The organism is Sinorhizobium prairiense (assembly GCF_029201645.2).
Classification (GTDB): Bacteria; Pseudomonadota; Alphaproteobacteria; order Rhizobiales; family Rhizobiaceae; genus Sinorhizobium; species Sinorhizobium meliloti_A.
Window position 1 is genome coordinate 744,084 of the sequence record NZ_CP104131.1, and the last position, 15,168, is coordinate 759,251.

Consider the following 15,168-nt stretch of genomic DNA (forward strand, 5'->3'; position numbering starts at 1 on the left):
GCTTCCACTCTGTCCGCGGCCGAAGAGGCCGCGTATCTCAGCGTCCCTTCCAGACCGGGTCGCGCTTCTCCGCAAAGGCGCGGGCGCCCTCGAGCTGGTCCTCGCTCGAATAGAGGACATCGACTGTCCTGAACTGGCGACGGGTGACCTTGTTCATGGTCGTCTGGAAGTCCCGGCCCTCGGCATCGCGGACCACTTCCTTGATTGCGGCATAGACGAGCGGCGGGCCGCTTTCGAGCAGGCGCGCCAGTTCCCAGGCCCGGTCCATCAGCCGTCCGGCCGGCAGGATCTCGTTGACGAAGCCCCAGCGGTTCGCTTCGACCACGTCGAGCCAGCGGCCGGTGAGCAGCATGTCCATGGCGATATGGTAGGGGATTCGCTTCGGCAGCTTGATCGAAGCGGCATCGGCGAGCGTGCCCGAGCGGATTTCGGGGAGTGCGAAACTCGCATGTTCGGCTGCGAGGATGATGTCGGTCGAAAGCGCGATCTCCAGGCCGCCACCGCAACAAATGCCGTTGACGGCCGCGATGACGGGCTTGTTGAGGTCGCGCAGTTCCTGCATCCCGCCGAAACCGCCGACGCCGTAGTCTCCATCGACTGGATCGCCTTCCGCGGCCGCCTTCAGATCCCAGCCGGGGCAGAAGAATTTCTCGCCGGCGCCGGTGACGATCGCGACCCTGAGCTCCGGGTCGTCCCGGAAATCGCGGAAGATTTCGCCCATGACGCGGCTGGTCTTCAGGTCGATGGCGTTGGCCTTCGGCCGGTCGATCGTGACTTCGAGAATGCCGCCTTCGCGGCGCGTAAGGATCGGTCCGGTCATGGGCGTCATTTCCTCCGGCGGATCAGGGCGTCGGCGGCAACGGCTCCGTGGCCGTCCGGCAGCACCATTATAGGATTGATATCGAGTTCTTCGAGTTTGGAAGCGTTTGCAACGACATAGGATGCCGCGGCAGCGACAGTTCCTGTCAAGGCGGCGATATCGCCCTTGGGATTGCCGCGATAGCCGTCGAGCAGCTTGGCGATCTTCAGGCCCGCAATCGCATCGCGGATCATCTCTTCGGTGACCGGCAGCGTGAGGATCGCGGAATCCTCCAGCAATTCGACGAGAATTCCGCCCGCGCCGATCGTCAGCACCGGACCTGCGACCGCGTCGCGCATCGCCCCGACGATCAGCTCCGCCACAGGCCTGGCGATCATCTTCTCGACGAGGTAACCGGAGGCGACCGCAGCCATGCCTCGCGCCGCCGTGATGACCTCCTGACGGCTTGTCAGATTGACCTTGACCGCACCGGCTTCGGTCTTGTGCGCCACGCCCAGGCCCTTGAGGACCACGGGGAAGCCGAGGGCCTCGGCCGCCGCTGCGGCTTCCTCGACTGTCGCGGCGCTCCTGCCACCGGGAACGATGACGCCCGCTGCCGCGAGCTCAGCCTTCGCTTCGGCTTCGCTCAGGGTGACGATCTCGCCTCCCTCAGTACGCGAGCGGAGGAGGGGAGGTGCTGCGGGCTTTGACCATATCGCTCCGATCGCAGCGGCGGTCTCGATGGCGGCGAGTGCCTCGTCGATGCCGAAGAAGGGCACGACGCCCGCCGACACCAGCGAGAGAGCGGTTTCCTCGGGCATGTTCTCGCCGAGGCTCGCAACGATACCGGCGACCGCGCCGGTAGCCTTCGTCGCATCGATGATCGCCTCACAGGTCGTGACCCAGTCGGCCGCGTCGCATCGGTCGAGCCGCGGGAAATCGAGCACGATCAGGTTGAGGGCATAGCCGCCGCGCATCATCGCCGTGAAGGCGGCCGTCTGCTTCTCGCGATTTCCCCAGACGAAGGTGTGGTAGTCGAGCGGATTGGCGATCGTCACCATTTCGCCGAGGCTTTCGCGCAGCGGCTGGCGCTGTTCCTCCCTGAGTGCCCGGAAATTGACTTTGCGCCGGACGCCGGCATCCGCCATCAGCGATGCCTCGCCGCCCGAACAGCTCATCGAGGAGATATCGGCGCTGGGCAGCGGCCCATGAAGATGCAGCAGCTTCAGGGTTTCGAGCAACTCGGGCAGCGTATCGACGCGGCCGATGCCGAGGCGGGCGAGCAGGGCCGAGGAGACCCGGTCGTTGCCGGCTAGCGAGGCGGTATGGGAGACGGTTGCAAGCTGGGCTGCTTCCGATTTCCCGACCTTCAGCGTGACCACGGGTTTGCCCAGCTCGCGTGCGCGGGCGGCAAGCCTTTCCAAAGCCTCGATGCTGTCGAAGCCTTCGATATGGAGACCGACGGCGGTGACGCGCGGATCCTCGAGCACGGCGCAGGCGATGTCGGAAAGGCCCGTCTGCGCCTGGTTGCCGGCCGTCATGACATAGGCCAGCGGCAGCCCGCGCTTCTGCATGGAGATGTTGCAGGCGATGTTGGAAGATTGCGTGAGGATCGCGACGCCGCGTTCGACCCGAAGCATGCCGTGCTGGTCGGGCCAGAGCAGCGCGCCGTCCAGCATGTTGATGAAGCCGTAGCAGTTGGGCCCGACGATCGGCATGTCGCCGGCCGCCGCGACGAGCGCCTCCTGCAGGTCGTTGCCGTCGGCAAGCTCGTTTGCCGCCTCGCGGAAACCGGAGGCGTAGCAGACGGCACCCCCGGCGCCGCGCGCGGCGAGATCGCAGATGATCTCGATCGTGAGCGCGCGGTTGACCCCGACGAAGGAGGCATCCGGCGCCCCCGGCAGTTCGGACACCGAGCGGTAGCAGCGGCGGCCGAGGATTTCTTCTTCGCGCGGGTGGACCGGCCAGATGTCGCCGGCAAAGCCCATCTTGTCGCATTGTTCGATGACGCGGCGCGCCTCCTTGCCGCCGAAGACGGCGATGGAGCGTGGGCGGATGAGACGGTCGAGGGAGCGGGGAGTGGGGGTCATGCCGCGCCCCCGTGGAGTGCGCGGGGGAGATGCCCGGCAGGGCAGAGGGGGGTAATTTGCGGAAGCTCGCCCATCGCTCAAGCCCCCAGCGGCCGGAGCAGATCGCGGCTGATGATGTGTCGCTGGATCTCGGACGTCCCATCCCAGATACGCTCGACGCGGGCGTCGCGCCAGAAGCGGGCGAGCGGCAGGTCGTCCATGAGTCCCATGCCGCCATAGATCTGGATCGCCTCGTCTGTGACGCGGGCGAGCATTTCGGTGGCATAGACCTTGGCCGAAGCGATCTCGCGGTTGGACGGCAGGCCCTGGTCGAGCCGCCAGGCGGCCGAGAGTGTCAGAAGGTCGGCCGCGTCGATTTCGGTGATCATGTCGGCAAGCTTGAAGGAGACTCCCTGGTTGGCGCCGATCGGCTTGCCGAACTGCTTGCGCTCGGCCGCGTAGGAGAGTGCGTAATCGAAGGCGCGACGGGCGCGGCCGACGGAGGTGGCCGCCACGGTCAGGCGCGTGGCGTAGAGCCAGTCATTGGCAATATCGAAGCCCTTATGGGCCTCGCCGAGGATCTGGGCGGAAGGCAGCCGGCAGTCGTCGAAAGTGAGGATGCAGTTCTTATAGCCGCGATGCGAGACGGAATTGTAGCCCTCGCGGATTTCGAAGCCGGGGGTGCCGCGATCGACCAGGAAACAGGTGATCTTCTTCTTCGGTCCGCGCGGCGTCTGCTCCTCGCCGGTGGCGACGAAGACGATGACGAAATCGGCAATGTCGGCATGGCTGATGAAGTGCTTCGTCCCGTTGACGATCCAGTCGTCGCCGTCCTGCCGTGCGAAGCATTTCATGCCGCGCACGTCCGAGCCGGCATCCGGTTCGGTCATGGCGAGCGCGTCGAACTTGTCGCCGCGGACGGCGGGGAGCAGGTATCGCTCCCGCTGATCCTCGTTGCAGGCCATCAGGATGCCGGACGGCCGCCCGAAAAAGACGGTGAGGCCCATGGACCCGCGGCCGAGCTCGCGCTCGACCAGAGTGAAGGTCAGATGGTCGAGGCCGGCGCCGCCGACCTCTTCCGGGAAGTTGCAGGCGAAGAAGCCGAGTTCCTTGCATTTGCGGGCGATTTCCAGCCCGAGTTCGCGCGGCACCACTCCGGTCCGCTCGACCTCGTTCTCATGCGGATAGATCTCGGTCTCGACGAAGGTGCGGACCGTGTCCACGATCATCTGCTGTTCTTCGGTCAGTGCGAAATTCATTGTTCTCCCTCGTCAATTCTGGTCCGCGCGGCAGATCGCTCCTCAACGATCTGCTGCGGGCTCTCGGGCGGTGCCCCTCTCCTCGGGATAATCCGAGGACTATCCCTCTCCCCGTCGGGACGTCCTTGGGACGGGGAGAGGTGCCGGCAGGCGGATGAGGGGCTCTTATCCCGCCAGCATCGCCATCACCGTCTCTGCCCCACATGCCGTCCCGCGCCCTCGGGCGCGTCCAGCTTCGCATGACCTTCCGCGATCGGCTTCAGCTTGGCCATCACCTCCGTCGGTGCCGGCACGGATTTGCCGGCCTTGGCGTCGACATGCAGCATCATCTGTTCGGCGGTGGCGATGAGGTCGCCCGACGCCGCATCGTGAATGCGCGTGAAGAAGTGAATGCGCTTCTCGTCCGACGAAAGAAGCTGCAGGGTCGTATAGAGCGCCTGTCCGAGCTTGGCTTCGCCGAGATGACGGATGTGGGTCTCGACCGTGTAATAGCTGTGGCCGGTCTCGACATAGGCGAAGTCGACGCCGATCAACTTGAGCAGTGCGTCCGAGGTGTCGCCGAAGAGCTGTAAGTATCGATGCTCTGTCATGTGGCCGTTGTAGTCGACCCAGGCGGCGTTGACCCTGGTATCGACCAGACGCAGCGGCCCGGACGCGTCCAGGCTCTTCGACGGACTGCCGCCCTTTTCCCAAAGCCGCTTCTCGAAATCGGCGAGCAGCTTGCCGGCACCCCAGCCTTTGCCGCCGTCGCCGGCCTTCAAGGCATGCATGATGCCGACGAGGTTTTCGTCCCGGATGCGTTCGAGTTCGCGGATGGAGCGACCGGCGGCCTGCGCGTCCGATTGTGCCCCGATCTTCTCGACGAGCGCGTCGTCGAGATCGACCACGTCGGTGAATTTCGTCCAGGGCCATTTGAGGCAGGGGCCGAACTGTGCGAGGAAATGGCGCATGCCCGCTTCGCCGCCGGCGATGCGATAAGTCTCGAAGAGACCCATCTGTGCCCAGCGCATGCCGAAGGAATAGCGCATGACGTCGTCGAGCGTCTCGGTATCGCAGATGTCGTCCTGGATCAGCCAGAGTGCTTCGCGCCAGAGCGCCTCGAGCAGGCGGTCGCCGACGAAGGCCTCTATCTCCTTGGCGATGACGACGCCCTTCATGCCGATCTCGGCAACCGCTTCCTCGGCGCGCCTGATCGTTTCCGGCGACGTCTTCTTGCCGCCGACGAGCTCCACCAGCGGCAGCAGATAGACCGGGTTATAGGGATGGGCCACGAACATGCGTTCGGGGTGTTTCATCTCGGCCTGCAGGTCGGACGGGAGCAGGCCCGAAGTGGAGGAGCCGATGAGGGCGTCGGGCCGGGCGGCGGCATCGATCTCGTTGATGACGCCGCGCTTCAACGGCAACCGTTCGGGCACGCTTTCCTGAATCCAGTCAACGTCCTCGACTGCTTCCTGAACGCTCTTGCAGAAGGTGAATTTGCCGCGCGGCGGAAGCGGCGCCATGGTCAGCATGCCATAGGCGCGTTCCGCGTTGGCCATGACCTCGCCGATGATGCGCTCGGCTTCCGGATGCGGGTCGAAGATGTTGACGTCTATTCCTGCAAGCGCAAAACGCGCAGCCCAGGCCCCGCCGATGACGCCGCCGCCGATACAGGCGGCCCTGGTGATTGTGGTCATTCCCCTCTCCATTCAAAATGTCGTAAGAGCCGCTCCCGATCCCTTCGGGACCGACCTCCCCACAAAGGGGAGGGACAGGTGGCGCCTGCCGCGGCAGGTTAAGTCCTCCCCTTGTGGGGAGGGTTGGGAGGGGTCTTGTTACCGCTTCGTCAGCTTCAGCTTCCTGCGGACCTCTTCCGGACCGATGATCTTCGCGCCCATGCTCTCGACGACGGAAACCGCTTTCTCCACGAGCTGGGCATTGGTCGCCAGCTGGCCCTTGCCGACATAGAGATTGTCTTCCAGGCCGACGCGGACGTTGCCGCCGGCAAGGATTGCGGCAGCGGGATAGGCCATGGCGTTGCGGCCGATCGAGAAGGCGGAAAAGGTCCAGTTCGAGGGAACGTTGTTGACCATGGCCATGAAGGTGTTGAGATCGTCCGGCGCGCCCCACGGAATGCCCATGCAGAGCTGGATCAGCACCGGATCCTCGATCAGGCCTTCTTCGGCGAGTTGCTTGGCGAACCACAAATGGCCGGTATCGAAGGCCTCGATCTCCGGACGCACGCCGAGTGCGGTCATCTGCCGTGCCATCTCGCGCAGCATCGACGGCGTATTGGTCATGACGTAATCGCCGAGCGAGAAATTCATCGTGCCGCAGTCGAGCGTGCAGATTTCCGGCAGGCATTCGGCGACATGCGCGACGCGTTCGGTGGCGCCGGCCATGTCCGTGCCCTTCTCGTTGACGGGGAAGGGGCTCTCGACGTTACCGAAGACGAGGTCTCCGCCCATGCCGGCGGTCAGATTGAGCACCACATCGATGTCGGCGGAGCGGATGCGGTCGGTCACCTCCCTGTAGAGGTCGAGCCGCCGCGCAGGCGCGCCGGTGTCGGGATCGCGGACGTGACAGTGGACGACCGCGGCACCCGCCTTGGCGGCCTCGATCGCCGATTCGGCGATCTGTTTCGGCGTGACCGGAACGTGGCTGGATTTCGAGACAGTGTCTCCGGCGCCGGTGACGGCGCATGTGATGAACACCTCGCGGTTCATGCTGAGCGGCATTGATGTCCTCCCTTTCATTGCCCGTATTACGGGCCAGAAAGTGCCGCGCTGCTTTTCATTAAGAGAAGCATTCTATACATTATCGGAATTCTCTGGAGGAAGTTTTGTCGTGGACAGCAGCATCGCGCAGGCGCAGCATATCGACCTTCTGATCTTGCCGGAGACCAATCTCATCCTTGTCGCATCGGTTGTCGAACCGTTGCGCGCCGCCAATCGCATCGCCGGGCGCACGCTTTACAGCTGGAGCCTGTTCAGTCCGGACGGGAGGGCGATCGAGACGAAGAGCGGCATTCCCGTCCCGGTGGCCGGCGCCTTCCGCCCGCAGCGCGAGACGGCGCCGCTCTTCGTGCTTTCCAGCTACCACTGGCAGCGCAGCGCCACCTCGCAGCTCAAGATGCTCCTGTCGCAGACGGCGCGGCACCGGGAGATGATGGCCGGAATCGAATCCGGCTCCTGGCTGCTGGCGGAGACGAGCCTCCTCGACAATTTCTCGGCCACTACCCATTGGGAGGATTTCGAGGATTTCGCCGCCGCCTATCCGCAGGTGACGATGGTGCGCGAGCGTTTCGTCATCGACCGAAAACGCATCACCACCGGCGGCTCGCTGCCGACGCTGGACCTGATGCTGGAACTGATCCGCCGCGCGCACGGCTATTCGCTGGCGCTCGAAGTGTCGCGCCTCTTCATCTACGAGCAGGAACGCACCCGCGGCGACCTCCTGCAGGTACCCGCGATCGGCAACATGCGCATTCTCGAGACTCGCGTCGGCGCCGCGGTCAAGCTGATGGAAGAAACGGTCGAGGCTCCGCTGACGCTCGCGCGGCTGGCGCGCCGCGTGGGGGTCAGCGCCCGGCACCTTCAGGATCTCTTCAAGGAGACCATGGGCGTCGCGCCGCACGAACACTATCTGGCGCTGCGGCTGAACGCAGCGCGGCGCAAGGTGATCGAAACGCGGATGGAGTTCGCCGACATTGCGGCGATTTCCGGCTTCAACTCGTCATCTTCATTTTCGCGCAGCTACCGCGCGCATTATCGCGAAAGCCCCAGCGAGACGCGCCGGCGGCTCAAGCTGAAGAACTGATTCAACGGCTTCAGGCGGAAGTTGAGCGAAGGTGAGTTTTGCGAGTCGAATCAGAGGTCTGCGGCCAATCCATCGAGAGATGATTCAGCGATCAGACCACCGTCTCGCCCCCGTCCACCACGAGGATCTGTCCGGTCATGTAGGAGGAACGGTCGGAAACAAGGAAGAGGATCGACTCGGCGATCTCGTCGACGCTCGCCCAGCGCCCGAGCGGAACCCTCTCGCGGATATAGGCTTCGATGGCCTCGCGCCCGCCCATCTGGTCGATGAAGGGTTCGTTGAAGGGCGTGTCGACCCAGCCGGGGCAGAGAGCGTTCACCCTGACACCGTATTTCGCATAGTCGCCCGCCATCTGCCGGGTCATGGCGATGACCGCGTGTTTCGTCGTCGTATAGGCGATCATCTCACGATCGTAGAGGACGCCGGACGAAGACGACGTGTTCACGATCACGCCGCGACCGGCCGCCTTCATCGAGGGCATGACGAGGCGTGCAGCCATGAAATGGGCGCGGACGTTGAGGTTCCAGGACCGGTCGAAACCCGCCACCTCGACCTTTTCCAGGTCGCCGGCGACCTGCGCGCCGGCGTGATTGTGCAGTATGTCGATCCGCCCGTGCCGATAGAGGACATCGGCGATGCCGTCCGCAAGCGCTTCGTCGTCGGTGACGTCGACCGCGAGCGCTTCAGCGCTGCCGCCCCCGGTGGCGATCGCCGCCACTGTTTCGCCCGCGGCTTCCACGCTGCGGTCGACGACGACCACATGGGCGCCTTCGCGGGCCATGATGGCGGCACCCGCCCGGCCAATTCCGGAGCCCGCTCCGGTCACGATCGCGATCCGGTCATTCAGGATCATGGTTTCACTCCCCGGATTTGCTTTTCTTTTCGCGCATGAGCACGCGGGCGGTCAGGATAAGGAACAGCGAGGCGACCAGGACCAGGGTCGCGATCGCGTTGATTTCGGGCGTCACCCCGCGGCGGATCGAGGCGAAGACATAGATCGGCAGGGTCGTCTTCGAGCCGGCGACGAAGAAGGCGATGATGAAGTCGTCGAAGGAGAAGGTGAAGGCGAGGAGAAAGCCCGCGAGGATCGACGGCAGGATCTGCGGCAGCACGATCAGCCGGAAAGTGGTGAGCGGCGTCGCATAGAGGTCGCCCGACGCCTCGACGATGTCGCGGCCGAGGCTCGCGATGCGCGCCTTCACGATCATGGTGACGAGCGCCATCGAGAAGAGCCCGTGGGCGGCGATGATGGAGCCGTAACCGAGTTCCCAGTTGCGGCGGCTGATCGCCCGGCCAGAGGGCTGCGATCGTCGGGTTGACGAAGGAGAAGACAGCGACGAGTGCGACCAGCGTCGCGATGCCGATGACGACGCCCGGGACGACGATCGCCGCGGCGAAGAGAGCATCGAAGAGCGCGCGCATGCGAGAGCCAAGCCGTTCCATGCCGAGCGCTGCCATGGTGCCGAAGACGGCGGCAAGCGTGGCGCTGGTGAAGGCGATGATCAGGCTGTTCTGCAGCGCCGAGACGAGAAAGGTGTTGCCGAGCGCCTTGCCGTACCAGGCGAGCGAAAAGCCCGTGAACTCGCTCGCATTACGGCCGGCATTGAACGAGAAGAGCACGACCAGCGCGATCGGCGCATAGAGGAAGAGATAGACGGAGGAAATGAAGGCGCGCATCAGACGAGATCCACCTGTCTTGTTCCGGCGACCTTCCAGGCGATTCGCATCGCCACCATGAGCACGACGACGACAACGGCGACGAGTGTTACGGCGATCGCCGATCCGAAGGGCCAGTTCCGAGACTGCAGGAAGAGATCGACCAGCGCATTGCCGATGAAGAAGACCTTGCCGCCGCCGAGCAGCTGCGGGATCAGATACTCGCCGAGAAGCAGGATGGTGACGAGCGCGACGCCCGTCATGACGCCCGGCAGCGACAGCGGCAGAGTGACACCGAGAAAGGTGGAGACCGGCTTGCCGCCAAGATCGGCCGAAGCCTCCAGCAGGCGGCGGTCGAGCTTTTCCAGGCTCACATAGATCGGCATGATCATCAGCGGCAGATAGCCGTAGACGATGCCGAGCAGCACGGCGCCGGGCGTATTCAGCATGCGGACGTCCTCGATGCCGATCATCGACAGGAGATTGGGAATGCCGCGCGAGCCGAGGATGTACATCCAGGCATAGGTACGCACGAGCAGGCTCGTCCAGAAAGGAACGACGACGAGCGAGACGAGTATGAGGCGGTAGCGCGGATTTGCCTTGACGGCGAGGTAATAGGCGACCGGATAGGCGACGATGAGGCAGAGCAGGGCGCCGGCCGGGGCGAGCATCAGCGTGTTCCAGAAGGCGGCCGCGCGAGTCGGCAGATTGGCGAACTGCGCAAAGGTGAAGGCCGGCTGGTATCCGCCTTCAGGCGCCCGCTCGCCAAAGGCGAAGACGAGCATGGCGATGAATGGGAGAACCAGGAAGACGGTGAGCCACGCGGCCGCCGGCGCAATCAGCGCCGCCGTAACCAGTTTCCTCTTCGTGTTCGTTGCTGCCTGCATGATTTGTCCGTGAACTGGAATGAAACTGCCCCTCACCCTAACCTCTCCCCGCAGGCGGGGAGAGGTTAGGGACGTCGCGGCTTGTGTCCTTCTCCCCGTTAAACGGGGAGAAGGACGCGGCAGCGGGATGAGGGGCATCTTGCCCGTATGTTCAAGCCGATTTGAAGCGCGCCATCAGCTCGGCGCGGCCGGGATCCGTCAGCGTCACCGCAGCGCCGAATTCGAGCGGGGTGAGGGCCGCTTCGTCCGGATAGACGATCTTGTTCGAGGTGACATCGGCCGGGAGCAGCTTCATGACGCGGCTGTCGGTCGTAGGCGCGCCGTTGGCGATGTGTTCTTTAACGGCATTTTCCGGGGTCATCAGGAAATCGAGCAACGCGTAGCCCGCGGGCTTGTTCGCTGCACTCTTCGGGATCGCATAGAAGTCCGACCAGATCTCGCCGCCGTCCTTGCCGAGCACGAACTTGATCTCCGGCATGTCGCGATTGAGTTGGGCCCCGTCATTGGTCCAGCACATGGTCATCCACGCATCGGTCGCGCGCATCGAGGGCTGATAGTCGCTGTTGATGGCATAGAGATGCGGCTTGACCTTGATCAGCAACTCTTCGGCCTTGGCGAGCTCTTCGGGCTTGACCGAATTGAAGGAAAAGCCGAGCGAGACCAGCGCGTTGCCGATGGTGGTGAGCTGATAGTCGTGCACCATGGCGCGGCCGTCGGCTTCCGTCATCGCGACCTCGAAGAAGTCCTTCCAGCTCGCAACCGGCGCCTTGATCTTGTCGGAATTCACCGCGATCCCGGTGGTTCCCCAGTTCTTCGGCACGGCATAGGTCTTTCCGTCGACGATGCCTTCATTGGTGAAGCGCTCATTTTCCGTAGAGGCGTCGTAGTTGGGCAGCTTGGAAAGATCGAGCTCGTCGATCAGGCCGAGCTTCACATAGGTCGAGATCGTGTAGTTCGTGGGGACGAAGAGGTCCCAGCCGGTGCCGCCCGCCTGCAGCTTCGCCAGCATTTCCTCGTTGGAACCGAAGACGTTGACTTCGACCGCAACGCCGGTCGCAGCGGTAAAGGCTTCGAAGGTGGCGGGGTCGTGATAGTTCGGCCAGGTGGCGATCGACATCTGCGTGCCGAGGTCGCCGGCGGCGTAAGCGGCGGAGTTGAAGAGGCCGGGCTGGCGCGCCAATACGGCCGTCGCGAGGCCGAGGCCGGTGACGCCGAGGAAGTGACGGCGCGAAACGGAGCCGCGCTTCAGGCGCATCAGCTCGTCGGCAAGCTTGTCCGCGGTGATCGGGGCATTCTCTCTGTACCACTTGGTCATGATGCTGTTCCCTTATCGTTGACGTCAATTGATTGCGGCAGATCGGGCCCTTCAGGCCGGAAAGACATGCATTGCATTCGGGTCGAAGCTTAGCCCGATCCTTTCGCCGGGCTCGGCGAGATCGCTGTCGTTCAGGCTGCGGCGGTCTGCGGTAACGAGAAAATCGCCGAGGCCCTCGACCTCGACCGAATATTCGACGGACGAGCCCAGGAAGATACGGTGGGTCACCGTGCCGCGCAGCGCAGCGCTGCCGTCACGCACCAGGCTTATCGCCTCCGGGCGCAGCGCAACCATGACCGGGCCTGCCGTGCCGTTGGCGCGGGCGGGCTTGGCAAGTCCGACGCCATTGGCGAGGAGGACCGCGCCGGCGCCGGGTTCGATCGACCCGGCGATGCGGTTGGCCTTGCCGACGAAATCGGCGACGAAGAGACTTGCCGGGCGGTCGTAGATCTCCTGCGGCGGTCCGATCTGCACGATGCGGCCGGTGCTCATGACGCAGACGAAGTCGCTCATCGAGAGCGCCTCTTCCTGATCGTGCGCGACGAGCACGAAGGTGATGCCGAGCTCGCGCTGCAGGCTCTGCAGTTCGATCTGCATGGCGGTGCGCAGCTTCTTATCGAGCGCTGCGAGCGGCTCGTCGAGGAGCAGCACCTTCGGCTTGTTGACGATGGCGCGGGCGAGCGCCACGCGCTGCTGCTGTCCGCCGGACATTTCGTGGATCCGGCGCTTGCCGAAGCCGCCGAGGCGGACCATCTCCAGCGCCTCCTGAGCACGCCGGGTGATCTCGGCGGCCGGGATGCGGGGACGCATTTGCCTCAAGCCATAGGCGACGTTCTGCTCCACATCGAGATGCGGGAAAAGCGCATATTGCTGGAACACCATGTTGACCGGCCGGCGATAGGCAGGCACGCCGTTCATTGGCTGGCCGCCGATATAGACCATGCCTTCGCTCGGCTGCTCGAAGCCCCCGATCATGCGCAGGCATGTGGTCTTGCCGCAGCCGGATGGGCCGAGCAGCGCAACGAAGGCGCCCTTCGGCACCGTCAGGTTGATGTCCGATACGGCCGTCACGCTGCCATAGCGTTTGGCGACCGAACGGAATTCGATGTCGTTCGTCGAAGCGGATGTCACGTCTGTTCCCTGCGGTCGTTCTTGGAATTGCTCGCGGTTCTGCACCGCCGCTTCCACCGTCATTATCGGATAGCCTAGTCAAAAGCGCCCGGGCCGGTATATACCCCAAGAGAGGTATTTCAACCCAAAACGCCCTGTGGGAGGAGTATACCCCAGAGCGGCGGAGCGACCCGGGAGAACCGTTTGGGCATCGACCTCGACAGACTTTTTCAGGCGATGGCGCCGCTGGTGAACGGCGCCCCGATGGAAGACGAGGCTGTCGGCTGCACATTCCGGGGACTGATGTCCACCCTGATGACGTTCGATTACGTCGTCGTCTTCGCCTATCGGGGAAAAGAACGGCCGCTCGACCTTTACAGTACGTTCGACGCCGAGGATCACGTGCTCTTCGTGAGCCTCTATCAGGCTGGACCTTATCTGCTCGATCCGTTCTATCACGCCGCTCGTGCCCCCAAGCCCGGCGTGTGGCGCATGCGCGAACTGGCGCCCGACCGCTTTTTCTCGAGCGAGTACTACCGGACCTACTACGTCCAGACGGGGCTTGCCGAGGAGGTCGGCTTCTTCGTGCCGGTCAGCGAACAGGTCACCGTCGTCCTCTCCTTGATGCGGCGGGAGGCGACGGGGGTCTTCAGCGCGACGGAATTCGCTTTGCTGAAGAAGGCGGAGCTGCTGGTGGCGGCCCTCGTGCGCCATCATTGGGCGGAACTCGACCGTCGCTTCGATATGGCGCTCGCGAAAAAGGGCCGGGGCCGCCGGAAGGCGGCACATCCTCCGGCTGACGGGGTCTGGCGGCACCTCAATCTTACCGAGCGGGAAGCGGCGATCATCGAACTCGTGCTCCAGGGCCATTCTTCCGAATCGATCGGATTGAAGCTCGGCATTTCGACGGGCACGGTCAAAGTCCACCGCCGCAACGTCTATCGGAAGCTCGGCATTTCCTCGCAAACCCAGCTCCTGTCTCTCTACATCAAGAATCTCGGCCATTAGAGAGGCGGGCTTCCGCTTCTGCCGATCACCTGACGCCGTCGGCTTTCGAAAACTCCGCGGGACGCATCGCCGATGTGCCCGCGTTTTTTCGGCATGCGACCAACTGAGACTTGACAATTTTTTCAACCCGTGAAAATTATTTCATATCGAGATAAAAATATCATGCGCTGCAAAATTTATCATGCAGCGCAGCATCGGGTGGGAGGATATGGCGAGCATCGGTGGAATGGCTGTCCGCGAGGACGAGGCGAGCATGGCGACCCGCGCCGCCTGGCTGCATTACGCCGGCGGGCTGACCCAGGCCGAGGTCGCCAAGCGCCTGGGGCTCACGTCGCTCAAAGCACACCGGCTGATCATGAAGGCCAACCAGGAAGGGTTGGTGAAAGTCTATATCGACGGGGACGTCTCCGAATGCGTCGAGCTGGAGCAGAAGCTTTCCAGCCGTTACGGCCTGGACTATTGCGAGGTGGTCCCGGACTTCGACAGCGACGACCTGCCGCTGAAGGCGCTCGGCATCTCCGGGGCGCAGTTTCTCAGACGCGAGATCGAGCGCGGAGAGACGGCGCTGATCGGCGTCGGCCACGGACGCACGCTCGCAGCCAGCATCGAGTACATGCCGCGCACGGCGAGCAACAACACCCGCTTCGTTTCTCTGCTCGGCGGGCTCACGCGAAAATTCTCCGCCAATCCGCATGACGTTATCCACCGCCTGGCAGAGCGCACGGGCGCCGAAGCCTATGTGATGCCGGTGCCGTTCTTCGCCAATACGGTCGAGGATCGCGATGTCCTTTTCAGCCAGCGCGGCGTGCGGGAGGTCTTCGATCTCGCGAAGTCGGCCGACCTTCTGATGGTCGGAATCGGCACGGCCGAGCGCGAGGCATCGCTTGTGGCGACCGGGATGATCGAGATGCGTGAAATAGCGGAGATCCAGAAAGCCGGCGGCGTGGGCGAGCTGCTCGGTCACTTCTTCGACGAGAAGGGCAGGCCGATAGAGACCGCGCTTTCGAACCGCACCTTCACGCTTGGCCGGCAGGACCTGAAGAACCGCCGCACCGTGGCGATTGCCGGGGGCAGGGTCAAGACGCGCCCGATTCGCGCGGTCCTGGAGAGCGGGTTCCTGAGCGGACTCATCACCGACGAGCGCACTGCGCAGACGCTCGCCGCTTGAGAAAACACGGGACCGAGGAGCGACGAAAATCGGCGCTGCGGTCCAGGGAGGCAATACCGGTTGGGTAGCCGGCAGCTCAGTCGAGCAGTTTTACCCGTA

At 64.0% G+C, this 15,168-nt stretch carries 12 protein-coding genes and 1 pseudogene; 3 read left to right on the forward strand and 10 right to left on the reverse strand.

Features of this window, described 5'->3' with window-relative positions:
• Nucleotides 1-37 precede the first annotated feature (37 nt).
• The 5 genes from N0Q91_RS06215 to bcoG form a co-directional block, all read right to left on the reverse strand.
• A complete protein-coding gene (locus N0Q91_RS06215) occupies nt 38-820 on the reverse strand; it encodes a carnitinyl-CoA dehydratase (protein ID WP_275597607.1) in 783 nt (260 codons plus the stop codon).
• Nucleotides 821-825: 5 nt separating this feature from the next.
• Nucleotides 826-2,889, reverse strand: coding sequence for an acetate--CoA ligase family protein (locus N0Q91_RS06220; protein WP_275597608.1), 2,064 nt, complete (start codon nt 2,887-2,889; stop codon nt 826-828).
• Between the two features lie 77 nt (nt 2,890-2,966).
• Nucleotides 2,967-4,127, reverse strand: a complete 1,161-nt coding sequence (locus N0Q91_RS06225) for an acyl-CoA dehydrogenase family protein (RefSeq protein WP_127711286.1) — start codon at nt 4,125-4,127, stop codon at nt 2,967-2,969.
• Between the two features lie 185 nt (nt 4,128-4,312).
• Nucleotides 4,313-5,803, reverse strand: coding sequence for a carnitine 3-dehydrogenase (locus N0Q91_RS06230; protein ID WP_275597609.1), 1,491 nt, complete (start codon nt 5,801-5,803; stop codon nt 4,313-4,315).
• A 138-nt stretch (nt 5,804-5,941) separates the two neighbouring features.
• Complete coding sequence (gene bcoG / locus N0Q91_RS06235; protein WP_018095527.1) at nt 5,942-6,844, reverse strand: 3-dehydrocarnitine:acetyl-CoA trimethylamine transferase BcoG; 903 nt, start codon at nt 6,842-6,844, stop codon at nt 5,942-5,944.
• Nucleotides 6,845-6,953: 109 nt separating this feature from the next.
• On the opposite strand from bcoG, the gene N0Q91_RS06240 reads away from it, so the two are divergent.
• Nucleotides 6,954-7,925: a GlxA family transcriptional regulator gene (locus tag N0Q91_RS06240; protein WP_275597610.1), complete on the forward strand. Its 972-nt coding sequence runs from the start codon at nt 6,954-6,956 to the stop codon at nt 7,923-7,925.
• Nucleotides 7,926-8,016: 91 nt separating this feature from the next.
• Here N0Q91_RS06240 and N0Q91_RS06245 read toward each other — a convergent pair whose 3' ends face one another.
• From N0Q91_RS06245 to N0Q91_RS06265, 5 genes and pseudogenes are all read right to left on the reverse strand, one after another.
• A complete protein-coding gene (locus N0Q91_RS06245) occupies nt 8,017-8,778 on the reverse strand; it encodes an SDR family NAD(P)-dependent oxidoreductase (protein WP_100671753.1) in 762 nt (253 codons plus the stop codon).
• Nucleotides 8,779-8,782: 4 nt separating this feature from the next.
• Nucleotides 8,783-9,602: pseudogene (locus tag N0Q91_RS06250) on the reverse strand (ABC transporter permease).
• On the reverse strand, nt 9,602-10,468 hold the full coding sequence (locus tag N0Q91_RS06255) for an ABC transporter permease (protein WP_018095523.1): 867 nt from the start codon (nt 10,466-10,468) through the stop codon (nt 9,602-9,604). Before N0Q91_RS06255 ends, N0Q91_RS06250 begins: the two are co-directional and overlap by 1 nt.
• Before the next feature lie 151 nt (nt 10,469-10,619).
• Nucleotides 10,620-11,783: a polyamine ABC transporter substrate-binding protein gene (locus N0Q91_RS06260; protein WP_275597611.1), complete on the reverse strand. Its 1,164-nt coding sequence runs from the start codon at nt 11,781-11,783 to the stop codon at nt 10,620-10,622.
• A gap of 51 nt (nt 11,784-11,834) precedes the next feature.
• Nucleotides 11,835-12,914, reverse strand: a complete 1,080-nt coding sequence (locus tag N0Q91_RS06265) for an ABC transporter ATP-binding protein (protein ID WP_275597612.1) — start codon at nt 12,912-12,914, stop codon at nt 11,835-11,837.
• A gap of 183 nt (nt 12,915-13,097) precedes the next feature.
• Here N0Q91_RS06265 and N0Q91_RS06270 point away from each other — a divergent pair, with 183 nt between their 5' ends.
• Both N0Q91_RS06270 and N0Q91_RS06275 read left to right on the forward strand, forming a co-directional pair.
• Nucleotides 13,098-13,901, forward strand: coding sequence for a helix-turn-helix transcriptional regulator (locus N0Q91_RS06270; RefSeq protein ID WP_275597613.1), 804 nt, complete (start codon nt 13,098-13,100; stop codon nt 13,899-13,901).
• A gap of 208 nt (nt 13,902-14,109) precedes the next feature.
• Nucleotides 14,110-15,069, forward strand: a complete 960-nt coding sequence (locus N0Q91_RS06275; RefSeq protein WP_100671974.1) for a sugar-binding transcriptional regulator — start codon at nt 14,110-14,112, stop codon at nt 15,067-15,069.
• Nucleotides 15,070-15,168 lie beyond the last annotated feature (99 nt).

Coding starts and splice junctions, on each gene's coding strand:
- N0Q91_RS06215 (WP_275597607.1), bottom strand. CDS start 820: ATGACCGGACCGATCCTTACGCGCCGCGAAGGCGGCATTCTCGAAGTC.
- N0Q91_RS06220 (WP_275597608.1), bottom strand. CDS start 2,889: ATGACCCCCACTCCCCGCTCCCTCGACCGTCTCATCCGCCCACGCTCC.
- N0Q91_RS06225 (WP_127711286.1), bottom strand. CDS start 4,127: ATGAATTTCGCACTGACCGAAGAACAGCAGATGATCGTGGACACGGTC.
- N0Q91_RS06230 (WP_275597609.1), bottom strand. CDS start 5,803: ATGACCACAATCACCAGGGCCGCCTGTATCGGCGGCGGCGTCATCGGC.
- bcoG (WP_018095527.1), bottom strand. CDS start 6,844: ATGCCGCTCAGCATGAACCGCGAGGTGTTCATCACATGCGCCGTCACC.
- N0Q91_RS06245 (WP_100671753.1), bottom strand. CDS start 8,778: ATGATCCTGAATGACCGGATCGCGATCGTGACCGGAGCGGGCTCCGGA.
- N0Q91_RS06255 (WP_018095523.1), bottom strand. CDS start 10,468: ATGCAGGCAGCAACGAACACGAAGAGGAAACTGGTTACGGCGGCGCTG.
- N0Q91_RS06260 (WP_275597611.1), bottom strand. CDS start 11,783: ATGACCAAGTGGTACAGAGAGAATGCCCCGATCACCGCGGACAAGCTT.
- N0Q91_RS06275 (WP_100671974.1), top strand. CDS start 14,110: ATGGCGAGCATCGGTGGAATGGCTGTCCGCGAGGACGAGGCGAGCATG.